Below are 23,905 nucleotides of genomic sequence, written 5' to 3'. Positions count from 1 at the left end.
TCGGGAAAGAACGGAATCCTGGTTCTCAATATGAAAGTTTGTGTGATCGGTAGCGGGTATGTGGGTCTTGTCGCGGGCGCTTGTTTCGCGGAATACGGAAATCACGTGATTTGCGTCGATAAAGACGAAACGAAAATCGCAAATCTTAAAAAAGGAATCATTCCTATCTACGAACCGGGTCTTTCCGAGCTCGTCCTTACCAACTGGAAGGAGAAAAGACTCGAGTTTACCACTTCTCTCAAAGAGGGCGTGGAAAAATCCGAAATCATTTTTATCGCTGTAGGAACTCCCACGTTGCCGGACGGTTCTTCCGACCTTTCGGCGGTTTTCGCGGTCGCAAGGGAAATCGGTAAGTCCATAAACGGATACAAGGTGATCGTGGACAAGTCCACGGTTCCGGTCGGAACTGCGGCCCAGGTCAAGGCGATCATCGCCAACGAAACCAAACTCGAATTCGACGTCGTTTCCAACCCGGAATTTTTAAAAGAAGGCGCGGCCATCGACGACTTTATGCGTCCCGAACGAGTCGTGATCGGAGCCGAAACTCAAAAAGCAGGAGACTTGATCGCTCAACTCTACGCTCCTTTCGTTCTCAACGGAAATCCGATTCTTAGAATGGGGGTCGTGTCGGCGGAGCTTACGAAATACGCGTGTAACGCGTTTCTCGCCACAAAGATCTCCTTTGCAAACGAGATCGCGAATCTTTGCGAAGCCGTCGGAGGAAACTACGAAGACGTCCGCAAAGGAATGGGAACCGATTCGAGAATCGGCAGACAGTTTTTATACGCGGGAATCGGTTACGGCGGTTCCTGTTTTCCGAAGGACGTTCGCGCTTTGATCAAGACTTCCGAAGACGAAGGTGCGCCGTTGCAAATCATCCGCAAAGTGGAAGAGGTCAACGAGGCACAGAAAGTCAGACTCTATGAGAAAATCGTAAAGTTCTACGGAGAATCGAACCTAAGCGGCAAAACCTTCGCGGTCTGGGGACTTTCTTTTAAACCCGGAACGGACGATATGAGGGAAGCTCCTTCGATTCCGTTGATTCTGAAATTACATGATAAAAACGTAAAGTTGCAGGTTTACGATCCGGTTTCCAAGGAAACTTCGGGCGTTTACTTCGACGGAAAAGTGGACTACGCCCCCGACGCTTATTCGGCGTTGAAAGGCGCGGACGCTTTGCTTCTTTTGACGGAATGGAGAGAATTCAGAGAACCCGATTTCGCAAAGATCAAAGGGCTTCTGAAAAGTTCGGTGATCTTCGACGGAAGAAACCAGTATTCTCCCGAATTGATGAAGAAGGAAGGATTTCAATACTTCTCGATCGGCAAACCGAACGTTTAAAATCGGCGGTTTTGCCGACTCAATGCGCGAACGTATAAAGTCTTCGGATTTATTTTCGTAGCGGGAACGGCGACGTTCCCCGCATTCCTTTGATTGCGTCGTCGAAATATTCTCCATAAGAATAACCGAATATACTCGATTCTTTATATTCAAAAGGGGAGAACGCGATCGAGTTTCCGAAGGACATTCCCAGAGAAAACGTCAAAGTTGCGGTCGCGACTCCTCCCGTTCTCAGGTCTACGTTTACGGGTCCGGTTGCGGCGGAGCTTTGAAAATAATAGACTTTTCCTTTTCCGATCTGCGAAAGCCCGGTGGAGATCGGGTCCATCGCCGCAACGAGGATGTCCGATAAACCGTCTCCGTTGATATCCTGCATGTTCGCAAACAATCCGAAATTCAAACCCGCACCGGCGCCCGTTATCGTCGAACTTGCGCTTCCACCCGCGCTCAAGTTGACGCTCTGAATTCCGGAACTTCCCGAACTTTGAAACAGATAAACGTTTCCGTAATTGTTCGTCGCTTGAAAAGCGGCGACTACAAGATCCGCAAATCCGTCCCCGTTCGAATCTCCCGAAGAAACAAAGTTTCCGAAAGAACAATTATTTCCTCCGTTGCACGTGGAAGTCAAAGGACCGATGAACGTCGTATTCGGAGTCGAAGAAAAAGGCGCAGTCGAACCGCAGTTGGAATGATATACGAACGCGGCGCCTTGATTTCCGTTGTAGCTCGAAGCGCCCACTCCGAGATCCGCGCAGGAATCTCCGTTGAAGTCGGCTAACGTAATGGAGGTGCCGAAGCTACAAGTGCCCGAACAGGTCGGTGTCGGCGCGAGAAGATACTGAGGTGTTACGGGTAACGTGGTTCCGTTGGAGATATAAACGTAAACCCTTCCTTGACTGGAGCTGTACGACGGAGCGCCCACGACCATGTCCGTATAGCCGTCTTTGTTGATATCTCCGAAAGCGGTGATCCCGAAGTTATCCGGCGTCGCGATCGAAAAGGTGATATCCGCGATTCCACCCGTACTCAAATCCTTGGAGGAAACGCCGTTGTTTCCCGTGCTATAAAAAGTATAACCCTTGCAGTTGTTCCAAGGCGAAGTAAGAATCGCGTCGTCGTATCCGTCTCCGTTTACGTCCGCGCCGTTGACGAACGATCCAAGACGATCGCCTCCGTTCTGACCTTTTAGAAACGTATTATAATTTCCTCCCGAAGCCAAATTCTGATTCGGGATTCCGGACTGACCGGAACTATGAAAGATATACGCATGACCGATTGTTGCAAAAGAGGGAGCCGCCTGACTTCCCACGATTATATCCGCGTAACCGTCTCCGTTAAAATCTCCGACGCCGACTCGATCTCCGAAGAAAGAACCTCCGGCCAATCCGTCCGTAACGATCGTATCGGGAGACGCGGAAGGCATTCCCGTATCCGCATGCGATAAAAATACGAGAGAATAACCTTGGTTCGCGTTGTTCGGAGAAACCGTGAGGACCACGTCCGAATAACCGTCTCCGTTCGTATCCCGATTGGTTCCCTTCACGACTTCGATCGCCTTTTCGGCAAAAACCTGACCGAGTCCGTTGTAGATTCTTACGGAAATCTTATGTTTGCTTCCCAACGCCCAATGAGTTCCCGTAACGGCTTGCGCGGGCAACGCGTATCTCCAAACCGAATTGACCACGGCCACATTGGTCGGAGGACCGTCGTCGATGGAAACGGCGACGTTGTCGTAACCGAACGCCGCCTTACCGACTAAAAAACCGGATTGAATCGTGGACCGATCCGTTGTGTTCGAAATCGAAATCGCGTTTTGAGAATTGAAATTTAAGATCGAAAGACCTTGGAAGAATGCGCTCAAAGAATGATCGGGGCAAAGCTGATTGTGCCCTCCGGTTAAACATTCGATCGGAGGTTGATAGAACGGATTGGACCAACAATGGACGAAAAGACAAACGCATGGGGAAATTAGAATACGTTTTACGAAGAGGAAACTATATTCGGATTTCAACAAGTTCGATGTTTTCATGGACGATCGCTCTAACGACCATCTGAGGCGAAAAATCGGAATTTAGCCAAGAAGAATCCGAAACAATTCAAAAAATTATTTCGGAGAACGTGCGTCCACTTCGTATTAAAAAGAATCGTAAAATACGCGTTATACCCGATCGCAAAAACGATCGATCAAGTCCAGTCTGAGAAGGCGGATTCGGGATTCGGACCCGAGTAATTCCAGTGCCCCATTTTTCTACCGTTGCGGACTTCCGTTTTACCGTATAAATGAAGATGAAAATAAGGATTTTCTAATGCGGAATTCCAAAGATCGGAACCGGGTTTGTAATCTTCTCCCAGGATATTCTTCATCGTAACGGGCGTCGTGGGAATGGAATCGGGCGAAGGAATATTACAAAGAGTTCTCAATTGAAGCGCAAACTGAGAAAGTGTCCCGCAATCTTGGCTGAAATGTCCCGAGTTATGCGGTCTCGGCGCGAATTCGTTACAGAGAATCTCCTCGCCCTTGATGAAAAATTCAACGCCGAAAACTCCGACGTAACCGATCGTCTCGGCGAGTTTTCTCGCGGATTCAACGAGGGTCGTTTCGACTTCCTTGGAAAACTTGCCCGGATGAAACGTCAGATCCAGAATATGATTCTTATGAACGTTTTCCGAAGGTTTGAAGTTTAGAATTTTACCGTTTTCGAATCTCGCTAAAATCACGGAAGCTTCCGCGTTAAACGGAAAAAATTCCTCCACGATATGATTGAGTTCCTTTAGATCGGAAAGCGCCTTTGACAATTCTTCTTTGGATCTACATTTGACTTGGCCTTTGCCGTCGTAACCCATCGTGTTCGTTTTCAAAATACAGGGAAAAGAAGTTTTGGAAAGAACGGAAGCCTTGTCTTCTTCCGTAAAAACGGGATAAAAATTTACGGTCGGAATTCCAGCCTTTCGGAAAGAATTTTTTTCCTTCCAACGGTTCTGCGCGATCCGAATACAATCGGGAGAAGGGTGAACGGCCAGTCCGCTTTCTTCCGAGAATTTTTGGATGATGGAAAGTGCAATTTCCGGAATATTCTCAAACTCGAATGTAAGAGCGTCTATGTTTTTCAAAAAATCGACGAGCGATTTTTCGTCCTCGTAAGCGGCCACGTATTCTTTGGCGCCCGCTCCGGAAGCGGGAGAATTTTTTTCGGGAGAATAAACGGAGACTTCGTATCCGAAAGGAATCGCTTCCAGACAAAACATTCTCGCCAATTGTCCCGCGCCCATTACTCCGAGTTTGGAACCCGGAGGAAGAGTTCCGTTTAACTTCACAGAAGGTCCTTGTTTTTGGAAAGAGCGTCTTCTCGAATTTTATCCCTGTATCGTTCGAGCTTTTCCGAAAGTTCCGCGTCTTGTAGGGAAAGGATTCGAATCGCAAGAAGACCCGCATTCTTAGCTCCCGCGGTTCCGATCGCAAGAGTTCCCACGGGAACGCCGCCCGGCATTTGAACGATGGAAAGAAGACTGTCCAAGCCGTTTAACGTTTTGCTTTGAACGGGAACGCCTAACACGGGTAGTGTGGTCATCGACGCGACCATACCGGGAAGATGTGCGGCTCCGCCGGCTCCGGCGATGATGACCGAATAACCGGTCTTCTTTGCCGCTTTAGAAAATTCTAACATAAGCTCGGGGGATCTATGCGCGGAAACGATTTCTTTGTGAACGGAAACGCCGAATTCCTTCAGAATCGTTTCGGCTTCCTTCATCGTTTCCCAGTCCGAATGACTGCCCATTATGATTGCAACTTTCGCGCTCAAGTGCTTTCTCCTGTTGAAGATGTTTCTTTCGATCCGAACGTTTGCAAGTACTAAACCGGAAGGGAATCCACGAAGCGTTCCAATTGAATTCCTCTCGAAGCTTTCGCCAAAACGACCGAACCTTCGGGAACCGAATTCAAAAACGATTGAACGAGTTGTTTCAATCCTTCCTCCGTGTTTTCGAAATGTTTTGAAACGCGGGAAGAGGGTGTTCGCTTAACAAATTCCTCGCCGATCCAACGGGAATCGGTTCCGAACGTAAAAAGCCCCTTCAGGTTTTGAAAACCGGCGCAGTGTTTTCCGAGTTTCTTATGGAATTCGGAGGAATGTTTTCCGAGTTCTTTCATGTCGCCGAGAACCGCGTAAAATTCTTTACCGTCCGCGAGTTGATCCGCGACTTCCAAAGAGGAAAGCATGGATTCGTAGTTCGCGTTATACGTATCGTTGATTACGGAAAATTTTCCGCGTTGCAGATCCAGTCTTTTGTTTCCGGACTTAAAGGAAGCGATTCCTTCTCGGATCCATTCTTTGGGGGTTCCGATCGTTTCCAAACAAGCGACGGCCACGGCTAAGTTTCCTAAAAGTTTATCTCCGGGTAGGTTCCATTCGATCTCGTCGTTTTCGTATCGTAAGGAAAATCCGGACGGGTTTTTACGGAGAATGGAAAACGTCTGCTCCGGTTTTACCAATACGAACTTAGCGCCGTATTTGCGGGTTTTCTTTTTTAGTATTTTAGAATATTCTCCAGTGCTTGGATAAAAAAGAATTCCGTCTTTGGAAAGACCCTCTGCGACCTCGGCTTTCGCTTTTGCGATGTTTTTTTGACTTCCTAAAAATTCTATATGAGCGGTTCCGATCGTTGTGACGATCGCGTAGTTCGGTTTTGCGATTTCGGTAAGTCTTGAAATTTCTCCTTTGTGATTCATTCCGAGTTCGCAAACGGCGATTCTGGTTTGATCCGAAATTCGGAACAGCGTAAACGGAAGTCCGATCTCGTTGTTATAATTCTTTTCCGTAACTACCAAGGCTTCTTCGCCCAAATTTTTGAGACAATTCCCGAGGAGTTCTTTCGTAGTCGTTTTTCCGCTCGAACCAGTGACCGCGATCACGATCGGATTGAATCTGGATCTGTGAAATGCGGCGAGTTTTCCAAGAGCGACTAACGTGTCTCGCACTGGGATCGCCTTCTTTTTTTTCTCTTCGTCGAGTTCCTTGAAAATCGGATGATTCTCCTCGACCAAAAAGTAGGAGGCTCCTTTGGAAAGAGCGTCCTGGATGAATTCGTGTCCGTCGCGATTTCCTCGAAGAGGGACAAATAAGGAACCGGCCTCCGCTTCCGTGGAAGCGGTCGTTATGTTTGTGATAGAGGCTTCTTTTTGAAACCAGGTTGCGGACGCGGAACCCAACGTTTTACGGATCGTTTCCGGGTCGTAGGAGAAGGTCGCCTTCATGAATCCAGATTGTAGGGAGAGAACGTTTTGAAAATTCTAAAATTTTCTTGTCCTAGGTTCACGACGACTTTGCCGAAGTCGGCGATCCGGTTCATTTTGTAAGGGGCGGGTGCCGCCGAAGTTACCGATGAGACGAATTTCTCAAAGTTCAAAAACTGCTTAAGGTATCAGAATCCTTTTACCTTTGCTATCGAAGAAGAATTCACATTCGCAGGCGCCGCATTTGTATCTTCCGTATCTCGGTATTTTTTTAGGAGTATTACAAGACGGACATAGAATGCTCATCTTATCCATCTTGAGACTATTTAATCGTTCCGAATGTCGATCCAGGAAACCGATTCTTTTGAATAGGATTCCGATCAAAGTTCCCGCTAAAAAACCTCCGGCGTGCGCGGAGAATGCGATTCCTAAAACTCCGAAAGATTCTCGAATGGTAAAGGCGATCTGGATGACGAACCAAAACACAAAACTCCAAGAAACCGGAATGTTGTCCAAGCTGATATATTCTTCGAAGATGGAATACGGAATTCGAATCGGAATTACGACGTTCGTTTTTACTTTCGGAAAGAAAATATAATATAAACCTAAAATTCCCGAAATTGCTCCGGAGGCTCCAATCAATCTATATTCTTCTCCAATATGTAAAGAGATAAAAGCAAAGTTCGCCACGACACCAAGCAGAACGAATAAGCATAAGTAAACGACGTGGCCTAGAACGTCTTCTACGTTATCGCCGTACATGTAAAGATAGAATGCGTTGCCTAGAAAATGCAGGAAATTGGCGTGTCCGAAGATCGAAGCGACTAAGTGATACGAATCGATTTGGCTCGAAGAGAGATGTAGATCGCCGACTCCTAATAGATTCAACAAACACATCAAACCGATTAGGAAAAAAGTTATGAAAGGAATTCTTCCCAAAAAATTCGCTTTTTCAAAGATCAACATATGGTCTTTTCCGATTCCTTGTTCGTATTTATCAAAACGTGTTTAGAATTGCGAATATCGCAGGGCCGACGCAAACGGCAACTACTTCCGATACAACCCGTTCTTTCGGATATAATCCAAGATCGGTTTTGAGATTCGATTTTCGTATCGGGAAACGGGAAGCGCGCTTGCATTCGAGCCGGAATCCGTTTTCGAAAAAGAATTTCTCAGATCCGTAGAACTCACCGGAATCAAAGGATTCTTTAAAAAACGAAACTCGGTCCGCGCTAAAAGATGCGGATTGATCGGAATGATCTCCGAAAATCTTCGAAAGACGAAAACTTCGCGGACTTCGTCTAAAATTTCTTTCCAATCCTTCCATTCGTGAAAGTTCGCGTAATTGTCTTCGCCGATCAAAAGAACGAAGACGCGCTTTGGAAAAAGATTTTTTAATTCTCGGAGCGTTTGGATCGTATAACTGGGTCCCGTTCGTTTTAATTCCAAATCCAAAATCCGGATCGGCGCGTCGAACTCGGAAGCGAACAGATTCAACATTTCGAATATACTTGGAGAAGGCGAAAGTTTCTCGCCCTTGAGCGGATTTTGTCGATTCGGAATCAGGAACAATTCCTTACATTCGGGCACTTCCCGAAAAAAAGACTTTAGAATTCCTGAATGTCCTTCATGCGGAGGATCGAAACTTCCGCCGAAAATTCCGGTAAGAATCGAAGATTCCTCGGACAAAGGATCAACCCCGAATCTGTCCGTTCCCGGTGACGTAAGTGGTCGTGGTCGTAAGATGAACCAATCCCATAGGACCGCGCACGTGAAGTTTACCCGTTGAAATTCCGACTTCCGCGCCGAGGCCGAATTCTCCCCCGTCGTGAAAACGAGTGGAACAATTTACGAACAACGCCGCCGAATCCAAAGAGTTCGTAAAGATTTTCGCCGTGCTTAAATCTTCCGTGACGATCGCTTCGGTATGTCCCGAGGAAGTTTTTTCGATAAAGGCCAAGGCTTCTTCCAAAGTGGAAACGGTTTTCACCGAAAGACGAAGATCCAAAAATTCTTCCTGATAATCCTCTTCGCGAACGGGTTTGCCTTTCGGATAAAGAGCGAGAGAAGGAGGATCGAGTAAAAGTTCCACGCCCTCTTTGGCGAGCGCTTCGAGCAATTCCTTACGAAACGGATAACCGTTGTGAAGAATCAAATTCTCCGTAGCGTTGCAAACGCCCGGTCTTTGCACCTTAGAATTGATTACGATCGGAATCACCTTCTCGGGGTCGGCGTCTTCGTCGATATAAAGATTACAAACGCCTTTGTCGTGTTTGACGACGGGAATTTTGGAATGTTCGGAAACGAACTGAATCAAACCTTCTCCGCCTCTCGGAACGACGATGTCGATCGAGGAAGTCTGTTGAAAGAACGGAAGCATAAAAGCACGATCCGTTTTATCCACGAACGTGACCGCTCCCGTGTCGATTCCTTCCTTGATTAGAATTTCATGAAATAGTTTAACGAGAATCGCGTTGGAATGAAAGGCCTCGCTGCCGCCGCGAAGGATACAAGCGTTCCCCGATTTAAAGGAAAGAGCTCCCACGTCGATCGTAACGTTCGGACGGGATTCGTAGATCACCATCACAACTCCGAGCGGAACTCTTCTCGTAACGAGTTCGAGTCCGTTGGGAAGAGTCAAACCTCTCGTAACCTCGCCGACCGGATCGGGAAGAGAAACGATTTCCCGAACCGCGTCCGCGATCGAGGAGATTCTCTTGTCGTTTAACAAAAGACGATCCATCAAAGCGGAGGAAAGATTTTTTTCCTTTCCGTTTTTCAGATCGAGTTCGTTTGCGGAGAGAATTTCCGCTTTTCGTTTTTCCAATAGATCCGCGAGTTCCAAAAGAACCTTGTTCTTTTTGGAAGAGGGAATCGACTTCAGAACGCGGGACGCTTTTTTCGCTCGAGAACAGAGATCTTCAACGTATTCAATTTCTTTCATATATGATTTCCCCCGTTGCCGTTCGCGTTTCGATTTTTACGGATGATTTCCTTTACGTCCTCTTCGGAAAAAACGCGGTTTCCCGACGGAGCCACTAATGTTCCGACTTCGTTCTTATCCAAAAATTCCCGGATCACGTGCATTTTTTTGCCGTTTAAGATCGCGGTCGGAACTCCCGACTCGGACAACAAACCCGCGGATTTGAGTTTTGTGAACATTCCGCCGGTTCCGGGGCCGCTCGGACCGCCCGCAAGATTCAGATCCTCTTTGGAAATTTGATCCAAAAAAGGAACGACTTTGTCCTCTTTTAAAAAACCGTCCACCCCCGTGAGAATGACGAGAAGGTCCGCGCCCACGATCAAACTTACAAGAGCGGAAAGCATATCGTTGTCTCCGAACTTCACTTCCTCGGTCGCGACGGAATCGTTTTCGTTCACGACGGGAAGAATTCCCCATTCCAAAAGCTGAGTGAACGTGTTCTTTAGATTTTTATAACCTTCTTTGGATTCGAGATCCAAAACTCCGAAAAGAATCTGAGCGATGCTTAGGTTCACCTTGGAAAAAAAACTGTCGTAAAGATTTACGAGTCTATTTTGACCCATGGCGGCTAACGCCTGTTTTTCGGAAAGGGAATCTCCCGAAGAAATCGAAGAGGGGAGTTCGCTTAACAAAAGTCTTCCTCTTGCGATCGCGCCCGAAGAAACGAGAATCACCTTCTTGCCGAGATCGCGGAGATGACGTACGTCGCTTACCAATTGAAACAGAAAATCGTTCACTTCCGATTCCGGACCGGATAATCGGGCGGAACCGATTTTGATTACGATCATTTCCGCGGAACGGATCTTATCGGAAAGGGAAGCGCGCGTTAAAACGGATGAATTCATTTTTGATCCTCGGAATTTCGGGAAAACGCGTCTAACGTGTCCGAGGAATCGTTCTCCGCATTCGAAGCGGACTTGGGTTCCTTGACCGGATTCAAAACCTTTTCGATTTCTTCTTTGAAAAAGGTTTCGTCCATGTTGACTAAAAGTTCTTCCAAGTTCGTTTCCTTATCGGCTGAGATCGCGATGACCTTACCGAGATGGGAAACCTTTTCGATCACGTCCTTCGTGAATTCGGGATCGTCCCAAACGTCGATCTTATTCAAAACGATCAGATAAGGTCGGTTTAAAAGTTCGGGATTGTAGGTCGCGAGTTCGTTTCGGAGCATCTTCAAATCCTCTTCGATATCCAAAGAAGAAGCGTCGAATAGATAAAGAATTCCCTTTACCCTTTCGATATGACGAAGGAAAGAAAGACCGAGACCGATTCCCATACTCGCGCCTTCGATAATGCCCGGAATATCCGCGATCGTAAAACGGAAAATATCTCCTCTTCGCTTAACAACGCCGAGGTTCGGAGAAAGAGTGGTGAACGCATACCCCGCGATTTTCGGATGCGCGTCCGTGATTTTAGAAATCAAAGTGGACTTGCCCGCGTTCGGAAGACCCACGATTCCGACGTCCGCTAAAAGTTTTAAGGAAAGACGTAAGAATTTATATTCTCCCTCTTCGCCGGGTTGCGCGAAACGGGGAGTTTGATTTGTGGAAGATTTAAAATGGGTGTTTCCTTTGCCGCCGCGTCCGCCTCGAACGACTACGAATTCCTGAGAATCGCTGACAAAATCAAAAAGAAGATCTCCCGTTTCCTCGTCGTAGATTTGGGTTCCGAGAGGAACGAATAAAATCAGATCCTCTCCTTTTTTACCGGAGCAATTATCGCCGACTCCGGGAAAACCCGCTTCTGCCTTGAACTTTCTTTTGGAAAGATATTTGTCCAAGGTATACATGGAAAGGTTGGGGCGAATGATTACGTTGCCGCCGATTCCTCCGTCCCCTCCGTCGGGGCCGCCGAACTCGACGTATTTTTCCCTTCGGAAATGAACCGACCCGGCCCCGCCGTGACCGGCGAAAACTTCGATGGCGACTTCGTCTACAAAGGATTCCATATTATTTGAATATTCTAAATTCTTAAATTGATCTTAAAAACAAAAAACCGCAGAGTCCGGACCCAGAAACGGGCAGGAGACTGCGGTTCATCCGGTTTGAGATTGAATATGAAGGGTTATTCCGGGTAAACGGAAACCTGCATTTTCAATTTGGAAACCATCTCAAACTTCACTTTTCCCGTAACGAGAGCGAAGAGAGTGTGGTCTTTTCCGAGACCGACGTTGTTACCAGGACGGAATTTAGTTCCTCTTTGGCGAACGAGAATGTTTCCGGCGAGAACGGATTCTCCTCCGAAACGTTTTACTCCGAGTCTCTGGGAATTTGAATCCCGGCCGTTCTTAGAGGATCCACCACCTTTCTTATGTGCCATTTTCTGGTACTCCTATCAGTTCAATTTCTTTCGGATATTGATCTTTGAGATTTTTTAATCCCGAAAGAATCAAATCAAAGCTATTTTGTATCAATGCGTCTTGCTCGAGAACTTCGAACCGAAGATATCCGTCGCGGATTTCAGCCGGTTTCGCTTTGCCGGATTGGTAGAGGTGCAGATAAAGAGTCTGAACCAAAACCGAGACGGCAGAGCAGAGAAGATTCTCGCCTTTTTTTCCAAGAGAAGCGGGAGAATGTCCCTCGCTTTCCAAGGAAGAATAAAATTCTCCTAAACGAGTAATCCGAATTCGGATCAAACTGCGGAAAGAGAAACCACTTTTACTTTTTGGAGCTGTTGTCTGTGGCCCCAAGATTTTTGATAGTTCTTTCTTCTTTTGTAAACGTAAGCGTGGATCTTTTCCCCTTTTACGTCTTCGAGAACTTTCAAGGAAACACGAGCGGTTTTCAGCTCGGGTTGTCCAATATGAACCTTATTGCTGGATTCCGCGAAAAGAAGAACTTTTGCGTCAAAGGATTCACCCGCGTTTTTGCCGGTTTTTTCGGTCAGGAATTCCTGATCCTGGGTTACCTTAAATTGTCTGTTTCCAACTGAAATAATAGCGTACATATCGATCCGGCCTGTTTTAAAGTCGTTTTCAACCAATCTGGTCGACCTCGCTTGTCGGTCAAGGGGAAAATGGAAAAACGCTTGTACCGGAAGGGCGGTTTAGAATGTGGGGTTTTGTGGGAACTCATACAAAAACGGAGTTTCGACTGGAAATCGGGGATGGAATGTGTGGGAACTCCTTCGTTTTGGAAAAAATCGCTTTTGGAGTTTCTCTGTTCGCTCGTAGTCCTTCGATTTAGGAGAGAATGTAGGAACTCCTGCAAATCTTTCAGAAACTCCCACGAAACTCGATCGGAAACTCCCGCAAATTCATTCTTTTCACGGGAGAATTTATGGTCGTAACTCCGCCTCGCTTCAGCTCTTGCACTTTGCGACTTCCGCAGAAACAAAGAAAAACCTGAAAACGAATTCTCGTAAGAACGTTTCCGAATCCAAAAATTCTCGATCGGCAAGTCGGCACTTTAAATCCGCGTCTTCGATCCGTTCACAAATCTTGGCTCATTATGATTCGATTGATTTTAAGATCACCGATGATTCTTACTAAATCTTCGATTCGATTCTTACCGAAACAGAAACGATTAAAATGGAAACGATAAACCGAACTTAAAAAATGAAATGTGAAGAACAAAGAAGATGAACCAAGTCATACGAAATCATTTTGATTTCTTTTTATTTTCAAATAACCAGAAATACAAGAGCTTGCATTGAGTAAACTCACATGGCAAAACCATATATTCAAAATTATATATAATTAATCATATTATAATTCCATTAGATAAATTGAATGGAATTTGCGTTAAAAGGGCGAGAGTTCCGTTTCAAGAACAAGTTCTTTGCAACGGAAAGCGCAAACGAAACGCATTTCGATAAACATAAGTTATATGAATTTTTTATAAAATAAGTATCAAAAAGCAAAAAGTGGGCAAAAAATCACTTCCCAAAGAGTTAACCGATCTGTAGATACATACAATCTTTTTAGAAAATATAAAGCTAAAAGGATATGAATCTAATTTAATTTCAACAGGAGATACTAATGGTATCAGGAATTACACTCATCGTGCTCAGCATTCTCGCTGTGCCTTCTCTGCTTTTAGCAAAAAAACCGGACGCAAAAGAGTTGCTTGCGAAGATTTCACCTTACCAAGGTTGGATCGGTTTGGTTTTCTGCTTCTGGGGAATCTACGGAATCGTATTCCAAGGACTTCTTGGTCTTGGATGGCTTCCAACTTGGCCAATTTATTGGGTAACTGCTCTCGCGGGAAACATCGTTCAAGCGGTTCTCGGATTCATTCTCGGTTTCGGAACGATCTCTACTTACGTTCTTTCCAAAAACGAAGAAGCAAAGAAAAAAGGAGCTGAACTTTTAGCGAAGCTTGCTCCGATCCAAGGTAAATTGGGAATTTTTGGAATTGCAGTAGGGGTTTGGACCATCGTAGCGTCTTTCCTTTTCTACGGAGTATAATTCCATTTTCCGGGTGAATATTCACCCGGAACCTTCCTTCCCCGATTTAAGATTGCATTCTTATAAAAAAATGACTTCCTTTGTCGTTTAGAATGCAGGTCCTTACAGATTCCCAAAAAATTTCAGAACTCAAAGCCGGTCGATTCTCCAATCCGATCCAATTCCCGAAACATTTTCGAGACGAACGATTCCCGTTCGATTTGAAAAGTTCGTATACGATCACTGATCCGTTTCAAATCCGGGGAACTTCCACCTTGGAAAATAAACCTTCCGAAATTACGGTAAAACCGGCGACGGGACGTTATTCGCGCTTTTCCCATTCGGGGAAGAATTACGAACTCGACCCGTCCCTATGTATCAAAGGAAATCACAATATTCAACTCGGAGACGTAAAGATCATCGAACATCCGTTGGCCGTGATGTCGGCTTTCGGTTTTTATTTGGATTTCGAATTGGAACAATCCAGTTTTCCCACGTTTGATTTTTGCGATCAGCCGTATCTGGACGGAATTCAAAACAACTTTCATAAAATCGGAGAAGTTTCCCCGATCACTGTGGCTAAACCTTTCGCGGCGGTTTGGGAAAAAGGATATTGTATTTTAGAACCGGACGAACACGGAACTTCCTTGTTCTTGGATCATCAAGTCAGTTATCCCGGACAAACGGTCGGAAACCAAAGAATTCAAACCGAACTTACGCCCGAGATTTTTTCATACATCGCGTCCGCGAGAACGACCGCGTTTCGACCCGGAATCGAAGCGGAGAAGTTTTATCAAATCGGACTCGCGGGCGGACTAAAGGATTATCCGTTCACTTTGGAAAACGTGATTTTGTTAAACGAAGACAAGATCTATAACCCGAGAGAGAAATTCGAACACGAAGGAAAGAACTACGAATTCATCGCGCACGAGCTGATCGATATTCTCGCGTGGATTCGTTTTGTGGAAGAGGAATACAAGGGAAGATTTTTCGGTAAGATGACCACGTTTCTTTTCGATCATCACAAACAGATCGACATCGCTCAATTCGTATGCGATCGAAAAAGATTCTCCGAGATCGGAATCCGAGTTCTCTGATCCCGGAGAAAAAGGAATCGAATCAGAAATTTAAAAACCGATCATCATTCCTCCGTCGACGCGAAGGGTCGCGCCCGTGATCCAGTCCGCTTCGTCCGAAGCAAGAAAGTGAATCGCGGAAGAGATCGCTTCTTCCGGATTTCTGGAAATCTTTAAAGGAATCGTATCCAAAACCCGTTCTCGAACCTCTTTCGGAACTCCGGCGGCGAAGTCGTTGTCGATAAAACCGGAAGCTACGCAGTTTACGGTGATGTTTCTGGACGCGAGTTCTCTTGCGGAGGATTTTGTAAGAGCCATAAGGCCCGCCTTCGCGGAAGAATAGTTACTCTGTCCTCCGTTTCCGTAAAAGCCGGATACGGAACCGATGTTTATGATTCTACCATATTCTTTTTTCATCATATATTTGGCCGCCGCTTGCGTTCCTAAAAAAGCGCCTTTTAGATTCACGTCGAAAACGTCGTCCCACTTTTCCTCGCTCATTCTCAAAAGAAGATCGTCCTTGATGATCCCGGCGTTGTTTACCCAGACGTCTATCTTTCCCGTTTCCTTAAACGCGAATTCGGCGAGTTCTTTCACCTGATTCTTATCCTTTACGTCGCAGACTTTTCCGAGGACCTTTCCCCGGTTCAGCGATCTGAGTTCTTCGATCGTCTTTTCGATTTGAACGGAATCCAAATCCGATACGATTACCGTCGCATTTTTGAGTATAAAATTTTTCGCGCTTACCTTTCCGATTCCTCTTGCGGAACCGGTGATTACGATCGTTTTTTCCGAAAACATAAATTCCTCCATTTATTTCGATGTCGAAATAATAAACAAAAATCAAAAAAATCTATTTTTCAAAATTAGAATGAATTCTTTCCAAAAGCCGGATGAAGGTTTCCTTTTCCTCGGGAAGAAGTCCCTTATAAAGTTTTTGATTGGTGGTATTCGAAGCTCGAATGACCGCCTCGCGCGTCGTTTTTCCCTTTGCGGTAAGAACGGCAGTAAAAACTCTTTCATCTTCTTCGGATTGAATTCTCTTTACGTATTTCAATTCCTCCATCTTGTCCAATAACGCGGTGACCGTCGAATTAGTTCTATCCAATACTTTTGCCAGTTCGCTCATCGTCATTTCTCCAGAAACTCCTAACGCGTACAAAACTCCTCCGTGCGCGGGTACTAAGTCCTTGATTCCTTCCTTTTCGAATTCTTTGCTTAAGAATTTCTGGATTCGGTCTCTGGTCCTGGATAAAAGGTGGATCGCAAATTCCTGTCTCATTTATTTCGATGTCGAAATAAATGAATTTTTTGTCAATCTAAAAATTTTTTCCCGTTCTCAGTTTTTATTTTTCGTTTCGAATCCCTTGTTATGCGACAGAACAAATTATCGGTTTCTAAAGTCCATATTACAATTCGGAGTTCCGCGTCGAAATCGATGCCGTTCGAATCGGTTTGTCGCAATACCGTCTTGACAGTCTTCATTCTAATATTTTTGATTCCATTAAAGCCCGAAGAGTTATGACCGCTAAAAAACAAACTTCCAAAAAGAAATCATCCAGTTCTATCGACAAGTGGTGGCAAAAGACCACGATTTATCAGATATATCCTCGTTCTTTTGCGGACAGCAACGAGGACGGGATCGGCGATATTCCGGGAATCATTTCCAAGTTGGATTATCTGAAGGACCTAGGGTTTGAAACGATCTGGGTTTCTCCTTTGTATAAAAGTCCTCAGATGGATCACGGGTACGACGTTAGCGACTATTACTCCATTTCTCCCGAATACGGAACGATTAAGGATGCAGAAAAGCTAATAAAGGAAGTTCACAAACGGGGAATGAAAATCGTCTTCGATATGGTGATGAATCACACTTCGGACGAACACGATTGGTTTCAACAATCCCGCTCCAGCCGGGAAAATCCCAAACGGGATTGGTATATCTGGAGGGACGGTAAAGGGAAGAATAAGCCTCCCAATAACTGGAGTTCTTTCGTTACTCCCAAGGCGTGGAACTACGACGCGCATACGGATCAGTGGTATCTCGCGAGTTTTTTGGACTTTCAACCCGATCTGAATTATTATAACCCGGAAGTCAAGAAGGCGATGTTCGACGTTCTACGCTTTTGGCTTAAGAAGGGCGTGGACGGTTTTCGTCTGGATATCTTTCACGCGATTTATAAGGACAGACATTTTAGGGACAATCCGTTTCGGTTTAAATACATCGTTTCCGAAAACGATCACGACGGTTATTTTCAGAGTAGGGTTTATACGGTTAATCATCCGAATAACTTCGAGTTTGCGAAAGAACTTAGATCCGTTCTCGAAGAGTTCGACGGAGACCGTTTTTCCGTGGGAGAAGTCGCGGGCGACGATCATATCATCAAACGTTACTTAGGCGAGAAACGGGACGGCCTCAATCTTATCTTCTTGTTCGAAACCCTTCTTCTTAAATTCAAGATGACCTTTTTCAAAGGAATCATCAAGAAGATGGAAGAGGTTTATCCTTATCCTTATATTCCCACTTACGTTTTCGGAAACCACGATCAAAGACGTTACATGCGTAAGATCAACAATAACTTGGAAAAGGGAAAACTTGTGGCTCTTTTTCAGTTCACCGCGCGCGGGGTTCCGGTCACGTATTACGGAGAAGAGATCGGAATGACGAACGAAACGATCAAACTGACCGAAGCTCAGGATCCTTTGGCGAGAATTTATCGTTGGTTAGGCGATACTCTTTCCGAATTCTTAGGTCTTGCGGACATCATCATTCGGGATCGTGCGAGATCGCCTATGCAATGGGACGATTCGCCAAACGCGGGTTTTACGACTAAAAAAGGAAAACCTTGGATCCGCGTTCACGGTAACTATAAGGAACGAAACGTCGCCGTGGAATCGGAAGATCGGGATTCTCTTTTAAACACGTATAAAAGCGTGATTCATTTGAGAAACGAAAGCGCCGCGTTGAAAGAGGGAACTCTTCGTTTGATCGAGGACGGCGTTCCTAAGGATATGCTCGTCTATTTACGGGAATCCGGTAACGATCGCAAATTGATCGTTCTCAATTTCGGGAAAAAGCCCCGATTCTTTACCAATCCTACGGATTGCAGAAGTTATTTTTATTCCACAGCGTTATTCGATCACAACGAGTTTGATCAATTTAAGGTTCCTCCTTGCTCCGGAGTTATATTAGGAAACGAGTATATTCCAAAAAAAGCAAAGAAGAAATAAACGGAAAGGTTTAAGGTTTTGGACTTGCGAAGAATTCCGTAGACCTTTCCGATTTTGAGAATGGTCTACGGATTAGAGTAGATCGAACGTCGTCGATCCATCTGCTAAAACTCGATGTCTTAAAAGTTACTCCTTTGATTTGGGGAACACTTCTCTAAAAAAGGATAACAATTCGTTCCAAGAGCGTCTATCCGCTTTCGCGTTGTAAGCCGCTCCTTTGGAGTTGTCGTTTCCCGCGTCCTTGATCGTAAAAGAATGAACCGCTCCTCCGTAGGAAATAAATTGCCAATCGACTCCGGCCTTTCTCATTTCGTCTTGAAACGTTTCTACTTCTTCCTTCTTTACGAAAGGATCGTCCGCTCCGTGAAGCGCTAAAACTTTTCCTTTGATGTTTTTTGCGTCTTCGACGTTGGGCGTAGCCAAGCCGCCGTGAAAGCTAACGGTTCCTTGAACGGGAGCGCCGCTTCTCGCAAGTTCTAAAGCGACCGTTCCTCCGAAACAATAACCGATCGCCGCGATCAGATTCGTATCGACTTCGGGTTGCGACTTTAAGGTTTCTAACGCGGCTAAAATCCGGGCGCGCATCAGTTTACGATCTTGTTTATAAGAATTCGCTAATTTAGCGGCTTCTTCCATAGCTTTCGGTCTTACGCCTTTTCCGTAGATGTCGACGGCTAAAGCCACGTAACCCAATCCGGCGAGTTTGTCCGCGCGCATTTTCGAGTTTTCGCTGAGACCCATCCAGTCGTGAACGACTAAGACGCCGGGAACTTTCTTTTTGGAATCCAGATCCGGATAGGCGATATAGCCTTCTAAAGTGGTTTCCCCTTCCTGATAAACGATCGTTTTGGACGCGGTTTTAGCCCAAATCGAAGAAGCGGTTAAAAGATTGAATAACGCAAAGTAAAGGAACATTCGTTTCATGGAAATACCTCGTTCCCTGGAGTATAACGTTTACTTAAAAAAACAAGTCTTTCCGCAAATTCCGTTTAAACGTATAAAATTTAAGAGGAAATCGAATTCCATCGTCGTATAAATCTTGAAAATTTATACGATTTGATCAGGATACGTTGTTTTGCCGTTTCAATTCCCGACTTCAAACAAAGGTAATATATGAAAAATAAAACCTCTTCCCTTTTTACATTCGGAATCTTTTTATTTTTAAGTCTTTTCGTATCTTGTTCCAATTCCGTTTCTTCCAAAATCGCTCCTCGCGCCGAAAAAGGGGTTTTAGATCTAAGAGAATGGGATTTTAATTCGGACGGAATCGTGAAGTTGGACGGTGAATGGTCCTTTGTCTGGAAACAGCTGACTCTTTCGAAACCCGATCCGAACGCGACGGACACGAAATCATACAACGTCTTTGTTCCGGGCAATTGGAATTCTTATTCTGAAATTCCGGATCTGGATTCTTCGAACGCGTACGGTTACGGGACTTTTACTCTAAGAGTTTTGTTAAACGAAAATCAAAACCCTCTTGCGATCCGGTTTCAGGACGTGGGTACCGCGGGCGCCGTTTGGGTCGACGGAGTTAAATTAATCCGAAGCGGGGTCGTGGGAACGGACGAGAACACATCAAGGCCGCAGTATCTTCCGCGTTATGCGGAATTCACGACTTCCGGCAATGAAATTCTGATCCAAGTCGAAGTATCCAACTTTCATCATTTTAAAGGAGGCATTTGGGAAACGATTCGTCTTGGAAGTAAAAAAAGCATATCCGATTATAGAGAGGATCGATGGACGACCGAAATGTTCCTGTTCGGAAGCATCGCGGTAATGGCTCTTTATCATTTCGGTTTATTTTCTTTGAGAAGAAAGGACAAGTCGAGTTTATACTTCGGACTTTTTTGTTTTGTGATCGTTATCCGTTTGTTGATGACCGGCGAACGTTTTATCCTTCAAAAATTTCCCGAGATTCAATGGGAGCTGGGAAGCAAGGTAGAATATCTTTCCTTTTATCTGGCTTGGCCGATCTTTCAGAAATACATGGATACGATCTTTCCGGAAGATATGCCTAAGTTCGTTTGGAAGATCAGCGTTGCCGTGGTGGGCGTTTTTTCACTCGTGATTCTTTTCTTTCCGACGAAGATATTCGCGCTCACTCTCATTCCTTATCAACTTTTTCTTTTGGTTTATACTCTGCTCTTTGTCTTTTGGCTCGGAAGATTCATCTATCGCAAAAGAGACGGGGCCATCATCGCATGTTTAGGTGCGCTCGCGTTGATCGCAACCGCAATCAACGATATCCTCCAGAGTCAGACGATGGTAAGCACGGGATATTATCTTCCTCTCGGCTTGTTCACGTTTATCTTCGCGCAGTCGTATATGCTTTCTTTGAAATTTTCGGCGGCTTTTGTCGCGATTGAAAATCTATCGGCGGACTTAAAGGCCACGAACCAATCTTATAGTCGTTTTGTTCCTTTGGAATTCTTGAAGTTTTTAGGAAAAAAGAATATTACGGAAATTGAATTGGGGGATCAGACTCAGAAGGAAATGACGATTCTTTTTTCGGATATACGTTCTTTTACCGAACTTTCCGAGAAGATGACTCCGAAGGATAATTTCGATTTTTTGAATTCGTATATGGGAAAGATGGGACCCATCATTCGCAAACACAGAGGTTTCGTGGATAAATATCTCGGGGACGGGATCATGGCGCTGTTTCCGGATTCTCCCGATGACGCGCTCGAGGCCGCCCTTGAAATGAAACTGGAATTGGATCGTCACAATCAGAGCCGATTGGAAAGAAATTATGAACCGATTCGAATCGGGATCGGAATTCACACCGGGGTTTTGATGCTGGGTACGATCGGAGAAGTGGAAAGAATGGACGGAACCGTGATCTCGGACGCGGTCAATCTCGCTTCCCGAATCGAAGGACTCACCAAAAAATACGGAGTGGACATTCTTCTTTCGGACGATAGTTACCGCAAAATTAAAAATCGGATCAAACATTCCTTCAAAGAGCTGGGCAAGGTTTCCGTAAAAGGAAAGGAGAACTTGGTCGGAGTGTATCAGGTGGAATAGGAACCGGCGATTTTTTCTGCGGCGTTTATCAATTCCGTTTTTAATTCTTTCGGTTCGAGAAGAATCGCGGAATCTCCCAGGCCGAGAACGTGATGTAAAGCCCATTCCTTCGTTTCCAGATCGGCTTTGACTTCCGTCCATTCGGAATTTAATTTAGAATATTCTAATATTCTACCGTAGGAGATCATTTTGAAAAAATCGAAACGTTCCGTTTTGATTCGGAGAAGAACCGGATAGAACGGAAGTTTTGAGAAAAAGTTTCGAGTGCTTTCCTGCCAATATTTTTCGAGATCGAACTTTTTCGGTCTGTCGAAAGATTCACCGAGTTTCGCTTCCAAGATTCTCGATATACGGAACGTTCTGAATTCTTTTCCGTATTTTGCGACCAAATACCAGGTCTTTCCTTTTGCGACGAGTCCTAAGGGAAGAATGATTCTTTTTTTGGATTCTTCGTCGGATCGGTAGCGAAGAACGATTTTTTTTTCCTGCCACACAGCTTCTTGTATCAAAGGTAGAAACGGAAACTCTTCTTCCGAACAACCCCAACCGGCTCCGTCGATATGAATTCTTTGACGAACCATCTCCGCTTCTTTTTGATAGGCAGGCGGAAGGGAAGCCATGAATTTCATAAAGGCGGAATCGAAATCTTTTTTCTTTCCGAGATCGGATGCGATTCGCGTCGAACTCGTAAGAATCATCGAAAAAATTTCTTCCTTTTTCATTCCAGTAAGATTGGTTCTGTAACCTTCGGAAAGTTCCCAGCCGCCTTTGGAACCTCGTTCTGCATAAACGGGAACTCCGGAAGCGCTCAATGCCTCCATGTCCCGATGAATCGTTCGTTCGGAGACTTCCAATTTTTTGGCAAGATCCCGCGAGGAGATTCTTCCTTTGGCCTGAAGTTGTAAAAGAATGGAAAGCAGTCGATCCGCGCGCATGTTTCAATCGTATTCCAAATACATGACAGATAATGACATATATAATTTCCTAAACTGTAACTGAAATCAATTTTTTTCGATGGTAAAAAACATTCTTTTGGATATATGACAGACTTTGTCATCCTTATTCGCTTAAGATAAATGTATGAAAAAGAGAAATTTGGAAGGCAAGGTCGCTTTGGTTGCTGGGGCAACCAGGGGAGCGGGAAGGGCGATCGCAATCGAGTTGGGTAAAGCAGGAGCGATCGTATACGTTACCGGAAGAAGCGTTCGTGGAAATTCTTCGGAAATGAATCGTAAAGAAACGATCGAAGAGACCGCGGAGCTGATCGAGGCGGCGGGAGGAAAGGCGATTTGGGTTCAAGTCGATCATACGAAACCGGAAGAGGTAAAGACCCTTATCTCTAAAATAAAAAAAGAACAAGGAAAACTTGATATTCTAATCAACGATATTTGGGGCGGAGATCCTTTCGTTGTGTGGTCTCAGAAATTCTGGGAACATTCTCTGGAGAACGGACTCAAGGTTCAAAAAACCTGCCTCGATTCCCATCTGATTACGAATTATTTCGCTGCGCCTTTGATGATCGAAACCGGTTCCGGTCTTGTGATCGAGATAACGGACGGGATCGACAATAGATATAGAGGAAATTTATATTACTCTTTGATTAAGTCCTCCATTATAAATCTTGCAAGTTATTTATCGGAGGAACTCAAACCCCACGGAATATCGGTGATCGCGGTGACTCCCGGTTTTTTGAGATCGGAGGCGATGCTCGATCATTTCGGAGTTGAGGAAAAAAATTGGAAGGACGCGGTCCTAGAGGAGCCGCATTTTATCGCATCGGAAACTCCCGCATACGTAGGACGTGCGGTCGCGGCCCTGGCACAGGACCCGGACGTTTTTTCAAAAACGGGGACGGTTACGAGCAGTTGGAGACTTTCGGAAGAATACGACTTTGTGGATTTGGACGGAAATAGGCCCCATTGGGGAAGATACTTTAAGGAAAAATTCGGAGAAGACATATGAAAACGAAATTGTTAAGCGAATTCGATTCGAATCAAATGCAAGTGTCAACGGGAACCCTGAGCATGATTTCCAGACTTTTGTTTCCTGCTTCCTTGTTGAATTCTCGGGAAGCGGAGAACGATTTCGATTTTCCAAAAGCGGCAAACGAAGAATCCCGATCCGATTCCGTTTGAGGGAAAACGGATTCCTTTCCTGAAATAAAAGTAAGGAATGGATTTCGCGTGCGATACGCAAACAGGAGCATATTTTTTAAATATATTAGGAGTTTATAATGAAACAACATTTGGTTAGAATTTTCGGGTATGGGTTTTTGCTTTGGTTGATTCCGTTTCTTGTGGCGATTCCGTTTTATACTCGGGACGGAAAATTGTTAACGGACATTTTTCTTTTTAAAAGCGTGATGCTGATTACGGGAAGTCTTACCGGCTGTCTCTTATTCGTTTCTTTGGCGCTTAAAATTTCCGGCAAGAAGTTCGGCATTCTTCTTGGATCGGGTTTTATTTGGCTGATCATCAACTGGGGGTTGGACTTTTTGATTTTGTTACCGATGTCTAAGATGAGCCCCGGAGATTATTTTATTCAAATCGGATTGGGATATATCGCGATGGTTTTTGTTTCCTTTTCGATCGGTTGGGTTGCGGATAAATCGGCTAATTTGCGTTAGACGA

At 45.1% G+C, this 23,905-nt stretch carries 24 protein-coding genes; 8 read left to right on the top strand and 16 right to left on the bottom strand.

What is annotated here, in order from left to right; translation table 11 throughout:
• The first annotated feature begins 30 nt into the window (after window positions 1-30).
• Window positions 31-1,341: a UDP-glucose dehydrogenase family protein gene (locus tag LEP1GSC052_RS12025; protein ID WP_010573989.1), complete on the top strand. Its 1,311-nt coding sequence runs from the start codon at window positions 31-33 to the stop codon at window positions 1,339-1,341.
• A 49-nt stretch (window positions 1,342-1,390) separates the two neighbouring features.
• Here LEP1GSC052_RS12025 and LEP1GSC052_RS12020 read toward each other — a convergent pair whose 3' ends face one another.
• From LEP1GSC052_RS12020 to rplU, 12 genes are all read right to left on the bottom strand, one after another.
• The gene (locus LEP1GSC052_RS12020) at window positions 1,391-3,370 is read right to left on the bottom strand and encodes an FG-GAP-like repeat-containing protein (protein ID WP_156892118.1); all 1,980 of its coding nucleotides are present in this window, start codon (window positions 3,368-3,370) and stop codon (window positions 1,391-1,393) included.
• A gap of 155 nt (window positions 3,371-3,525) precedes the next feature.
• Window positions 3,526-4,656, bottom strand: a complete 1,131-nt coding sequence (locus tag LEP1GSC052_RS12015; RefSeq protein WP_020985804.1) for a 5-(carboxyamino)imidazole ribonucleotide synthase — start codon at window positions 4,654-4,656, stop codon at window positions 3,526-3,528.
• On the bottom strand, window positions 4,653-5,141 hold the full coding sequence (gene purE, locus LEP1GSC052_RS12010) for a 5-(carboxyamino)imidazole ribonucleotide mutase (RefSeq protein WP_010573991.1): 489 nt from the start codon (window positions 5,139-5,141) through the stop codon (window positions 4,653-4,655). The genes LEP1GSC052_RS12015 and purE overlap by 4 nt, the downstream gene beginning before the upstream one ends.
• Before the next feature lie 50 nt (window positions 5,142-5,191).
• Window positions 5,192-6,592 carry a UDP-N-acetylmuramoyl-tripeptide--D-alanyl-D-alanine ligase gene (locus LEP1GSC052_RS12005; protein WP_020986362.1) on the bottom strand — a complete coding sequence of 467 codons (1,401 nt, stop codon included), beginning with the start codon at window positions 6,590-6,592 and terminating at the stop codon, window positions 5,192-5,194.
• 159 nt (window positions 6,593-6,751) lie between these two features.
• Complete coding sequence (locus LEP1GSC052_RS12000; protein ID WP_010573992.1) at window positions 6,752-7,537, bottom strand: rhomboid family intramembrane serine protease; 786 nt, start codon at window positions 7,535-7,537, stop codon at window positions 6,752-6,754.
• Between the two features lie 81 nt (window positions 7,538-7,618).
• Window positions 7,619-8,260 carry a nicotinate (nicotinamide) nucleotide adenylyltransferase gene (nadD, locus tag LEP1GSC052_RS11995; RefSeq protein ID WP_020986159.1) on the bottom strand — a complete coding sequence of 214 codons (642 nt, stop codon included), beginning with the start codon at window positions 8,258-8,260 and terminating at the stop codon, window positions 7,619-7,621.
• Between the two features lie 4 nt (window positions 8,261-8,264).
• Complete coding sequence (locus tag LEP1GSC052_RS11990; protein WP_020986376.1) at window positions 8,265-9,515, bottom strand: glutamate-5-semialdehyde dehydrogenase; 1,251 nt, start codon at window positions 9,513-9,515, stop codon at window positions 8,265-8,267.
• Window positions 9,512-10,399: a glutamate 5-kinase gene (gene proB, locus LEP1GSC052_RS11985; RefSeq protein WP_010573993.1), complete on the bottom strand. Its 888-nt coding sequence runs from the start codon at window positions 10,397-10,399 to the stop codon at window positions 9,512-9,514. Before proB ends, LEP1GSC052_RS11990 begins: the two co-directional genes overlap by 4 nt.
• Window positions 10,396-11,502, bottom strand: coding sequence for a GTPase ObgE (gene obgE / locus LEP1GSC052_RS11980; protein WP_010573994.1), 1,107 nt, complete (start codon window positions 11,500-11,502; stop codon window positions 10,396-10,398). Before obgE ends, proB begins: the two co-directional genes overlap by 4 nt.
• Window positions 11,503-11,618: 116 nt before the next feature.
• Window positions 11,619-11,873, bottom strand: coding sequence for a 50S ribosomal protein L27 (gene rpmA, locus LEP1GSC052_RS11975; RefSeq protein ID WP_004458439.1), 255 nt, complete (start codon window positions 11,871-11,873; stop codon window positions 11,619-11,621).
• Window positions 11,863-12,189, bottom strand: coding sequence for a ribosomal-processing cysteine protease Prp (locus tag LEP1GSC052_RS11970; protein WP_010573995.1), 327 nt, complete (start codon window positions 12,187-12,189; stop codon window positions 11,863-11,865). Before LEP1GSC052_RS11970 ends, rpmA begins: the two co-directional genes overlap by 11 nt.
• Window positions 12,186-12,500 carry a 50S ribosomal protein L21 gene (rplU, locus tag LEP1GSC052_RS11965; protein ID WP_010573996.1) on the bottom strand — a complete coding sequence of 105 codons (315 nt, stop codon included), beginning with the start codon at window positions 12,498-12,500 and terminating at the stop codon, window positions 12,186-12,188. Before rplU ends, LEP1GSC052_RS11970 begins: the two co-directional genes overlap by 4 nt.
• Window positions 12,501-13,533: 1,033 nt before the next feature.
• On the opposite strand from rplU, the gene LEP1GSC052_RS11955 reads away from it, so the two are divergent.
• Together LEP1GSC052_RS11955 and LEP1GSC052_RS11950 are read left to right on the top strand one after the other, a co-directional pair.
• Entirely contained in the window at window positions 13,534-13,962 is a 429-nt protein-coding gene (locus tag LEP1GSC052_RS11955; protein ID WP_010573998.1) for a hypothetical protein, read from the top strand.
• A gap of 92 nt (window positions 13,963-14,054) precedes the next feature.
• On the top strand, window positions 14,055-15,038 hold the full coding sequence (locus LEP1GSC052_RS11950; RefSeq protein WP_010573999.1) for a UDP-3-O-acyl-N-acetylglucosamine deacetylase: 984 nt from the start codon (window positions 14,055-14,057) through the stop codon (window positions 15,036-15,038).
• 30 nt (window positions 15,039-15,068) lie between these two features.
• On the opposite strand, the gene fabG is transcribed toward LEP1GSC052_RS11950, so the two are convergent.
• Window positions 15,069-15,818 carry a 3-oxoacyl-ACP reductase FabG gene (fabG, locus tag LEP1GSC052_RS11945; protein ID WP_040913518.1) on the bottom strand — a complete coding sequence of 250 codons (750 nt, stop codon included), beginning with the start codon at window positions 15,816-15,818 and terminating at the stop codon, window positions 15,069-15,071.
• Window positions 15,819-15,870: 52 nt separating this feature from the next.
• Complete coding sequence (locus LEP1GSC052_RS11940) at window positions 15,871-16,299, bottom strand: MarR family winged helix-turn-helix transcriptional regulator (RefSeq protein WP_010574001.1); 429 nt, start codon at window positions 16,297-16,299, stop codon at window positions 15,871-15,873.
• Window positions 16,300-16,538: 239 nt separating this feature from the next.
• Between LEP1GSC052_RS11940 and LEP1GSC052_RS11935 the strand changes: the two genes are divergently transcribed.
• Complete coding sequence (locus LEP1GSC052_RS11935) at window positions 16,539-18,248, top strand: alpha-glucosidase (protein WP_010574002.1); 1,710 nt, start codon at window positions 16,539-16,541, stop codon at window positions 18,246-18,248.
• 126 nt (window positions 18,249-18,374) lie between these two features.
• On the opposite strand, the gene LEP1GSC052_RS11930 is transcribed toward LEP1GSC052_RS11935, so the two are convergent.
• Window positions 18,375-19,172 (bottom strand): dienelactone hydrolase family protein, encoded by a 798-nt coding sequence (locus LEP1GSC052_RS11930; RefSeq protein WP_010574003.1) that lies wholly within the window; start codon window positions 19,170-19,172, stop codon window positions 18,375-18,377.
• A 189-nt stretch (window positions 19,173-19,361) separates the two neighbouring features.
• Here LEP1GSC052_RS11930 and LEP1GSC052_RS11925 point away from each other — a divergent pair, with 189 nt between their 5' ends.
• A complete protein-coding gene (locus LEP1GSC052_RS11925; RefSeq protein ID WP_020985570.1) occupies window positions 19,362-21,275 on the top strand; it encodes an adenylate/guanylate cyclase domain-containing protein in 1,914 nt (637 codons plus the stop codon).
• Here LEP1GSC052_RS11925 and LEP1GSC052_RS11920 read toward each other — a convergent pair.
• A complete protein-coding gene (locus tag LEP1GSC052_RS11920) occupies window positions 21,263-22,210 on the bottom strand; it encodes a helix-turn-helix transcriptional regulator (protein ID WP_010574006.1) in 948 nt (315 codons plus the stop codon). The genes LEP1GSC052_RS11925 and LEP1GSC052_RS11920 overlap by 13 nt on opposite strands.
• 145 nt (window positions 22,211-22,355) lie before the next feature.
• On the opposite strand from LEP1GSC052_RS11920, the gene LEP1GSC052_RS11915 reads away from it, so the two are divergent.
• The 3 genes from LEP1GSC052_RS11915 (at window position 22,356) to LEP1GSC052_RS11910 (ending at window position 23,901) form a co-directional block, all read left to right on the top strand.
• Window positions 22,356-23,237 (top strand): SDR family oxidoreductase, encoded by an 882-nt coding sequence (locus LEP1GSC052_RS11915; RefSeq protein ID WP_010574007.1) that lies wholly within the window; start codon window positions 22,356-22,358, stop codon window positions 23,235-23,237.
• On the top strand, window positions 23,234-23,410 hold the full coding sequence (locus tag LEP1GSC052_RS21280) for a hypothetical protein (protein ID WP_020986287.1): 177 nt from the start codon (window positions 23,234-23,236) through the stop codon (window positions 23,408-23,410). Before LEP1GSC052_RS11915 ends, LEP1GSC052_RS21280 begins: the two co-directional genes overlap by 4 nt.
• A 98-nt stretch (window positions 23,411-23,508) precedes the next feature.
• Window positions 23,509-23,901, top strand: coding sequence for a hypothetical protein (locus tag LEP1GSC052_RS11910; RefSeq protein WP_010574008.1), 393 nt, complete (start codon window positions 23,509-23,511; stop codon window positions 23,899-23,901).
• Window positions 23,902-23,905: the final 4 nt, after the last annotated feature.

It is taken from the genome of Leptospira kmetyi serovar Malaysia str. Bejo-Iso9 (assembly GCF_000243735.2).
In the GTDB taxonomy this organism is placed as follows: Bacteria; Spirochaetota; Leptospiria; order Leptospirales; family Leptospiraceae; genus Leptospira; species Leptospira kmetyi.
The sequence above is the reverse complement of the archived record's forward strand: the minus strand, read 5'-3'. Positions and strand labels throughout refer to the sequence as shown.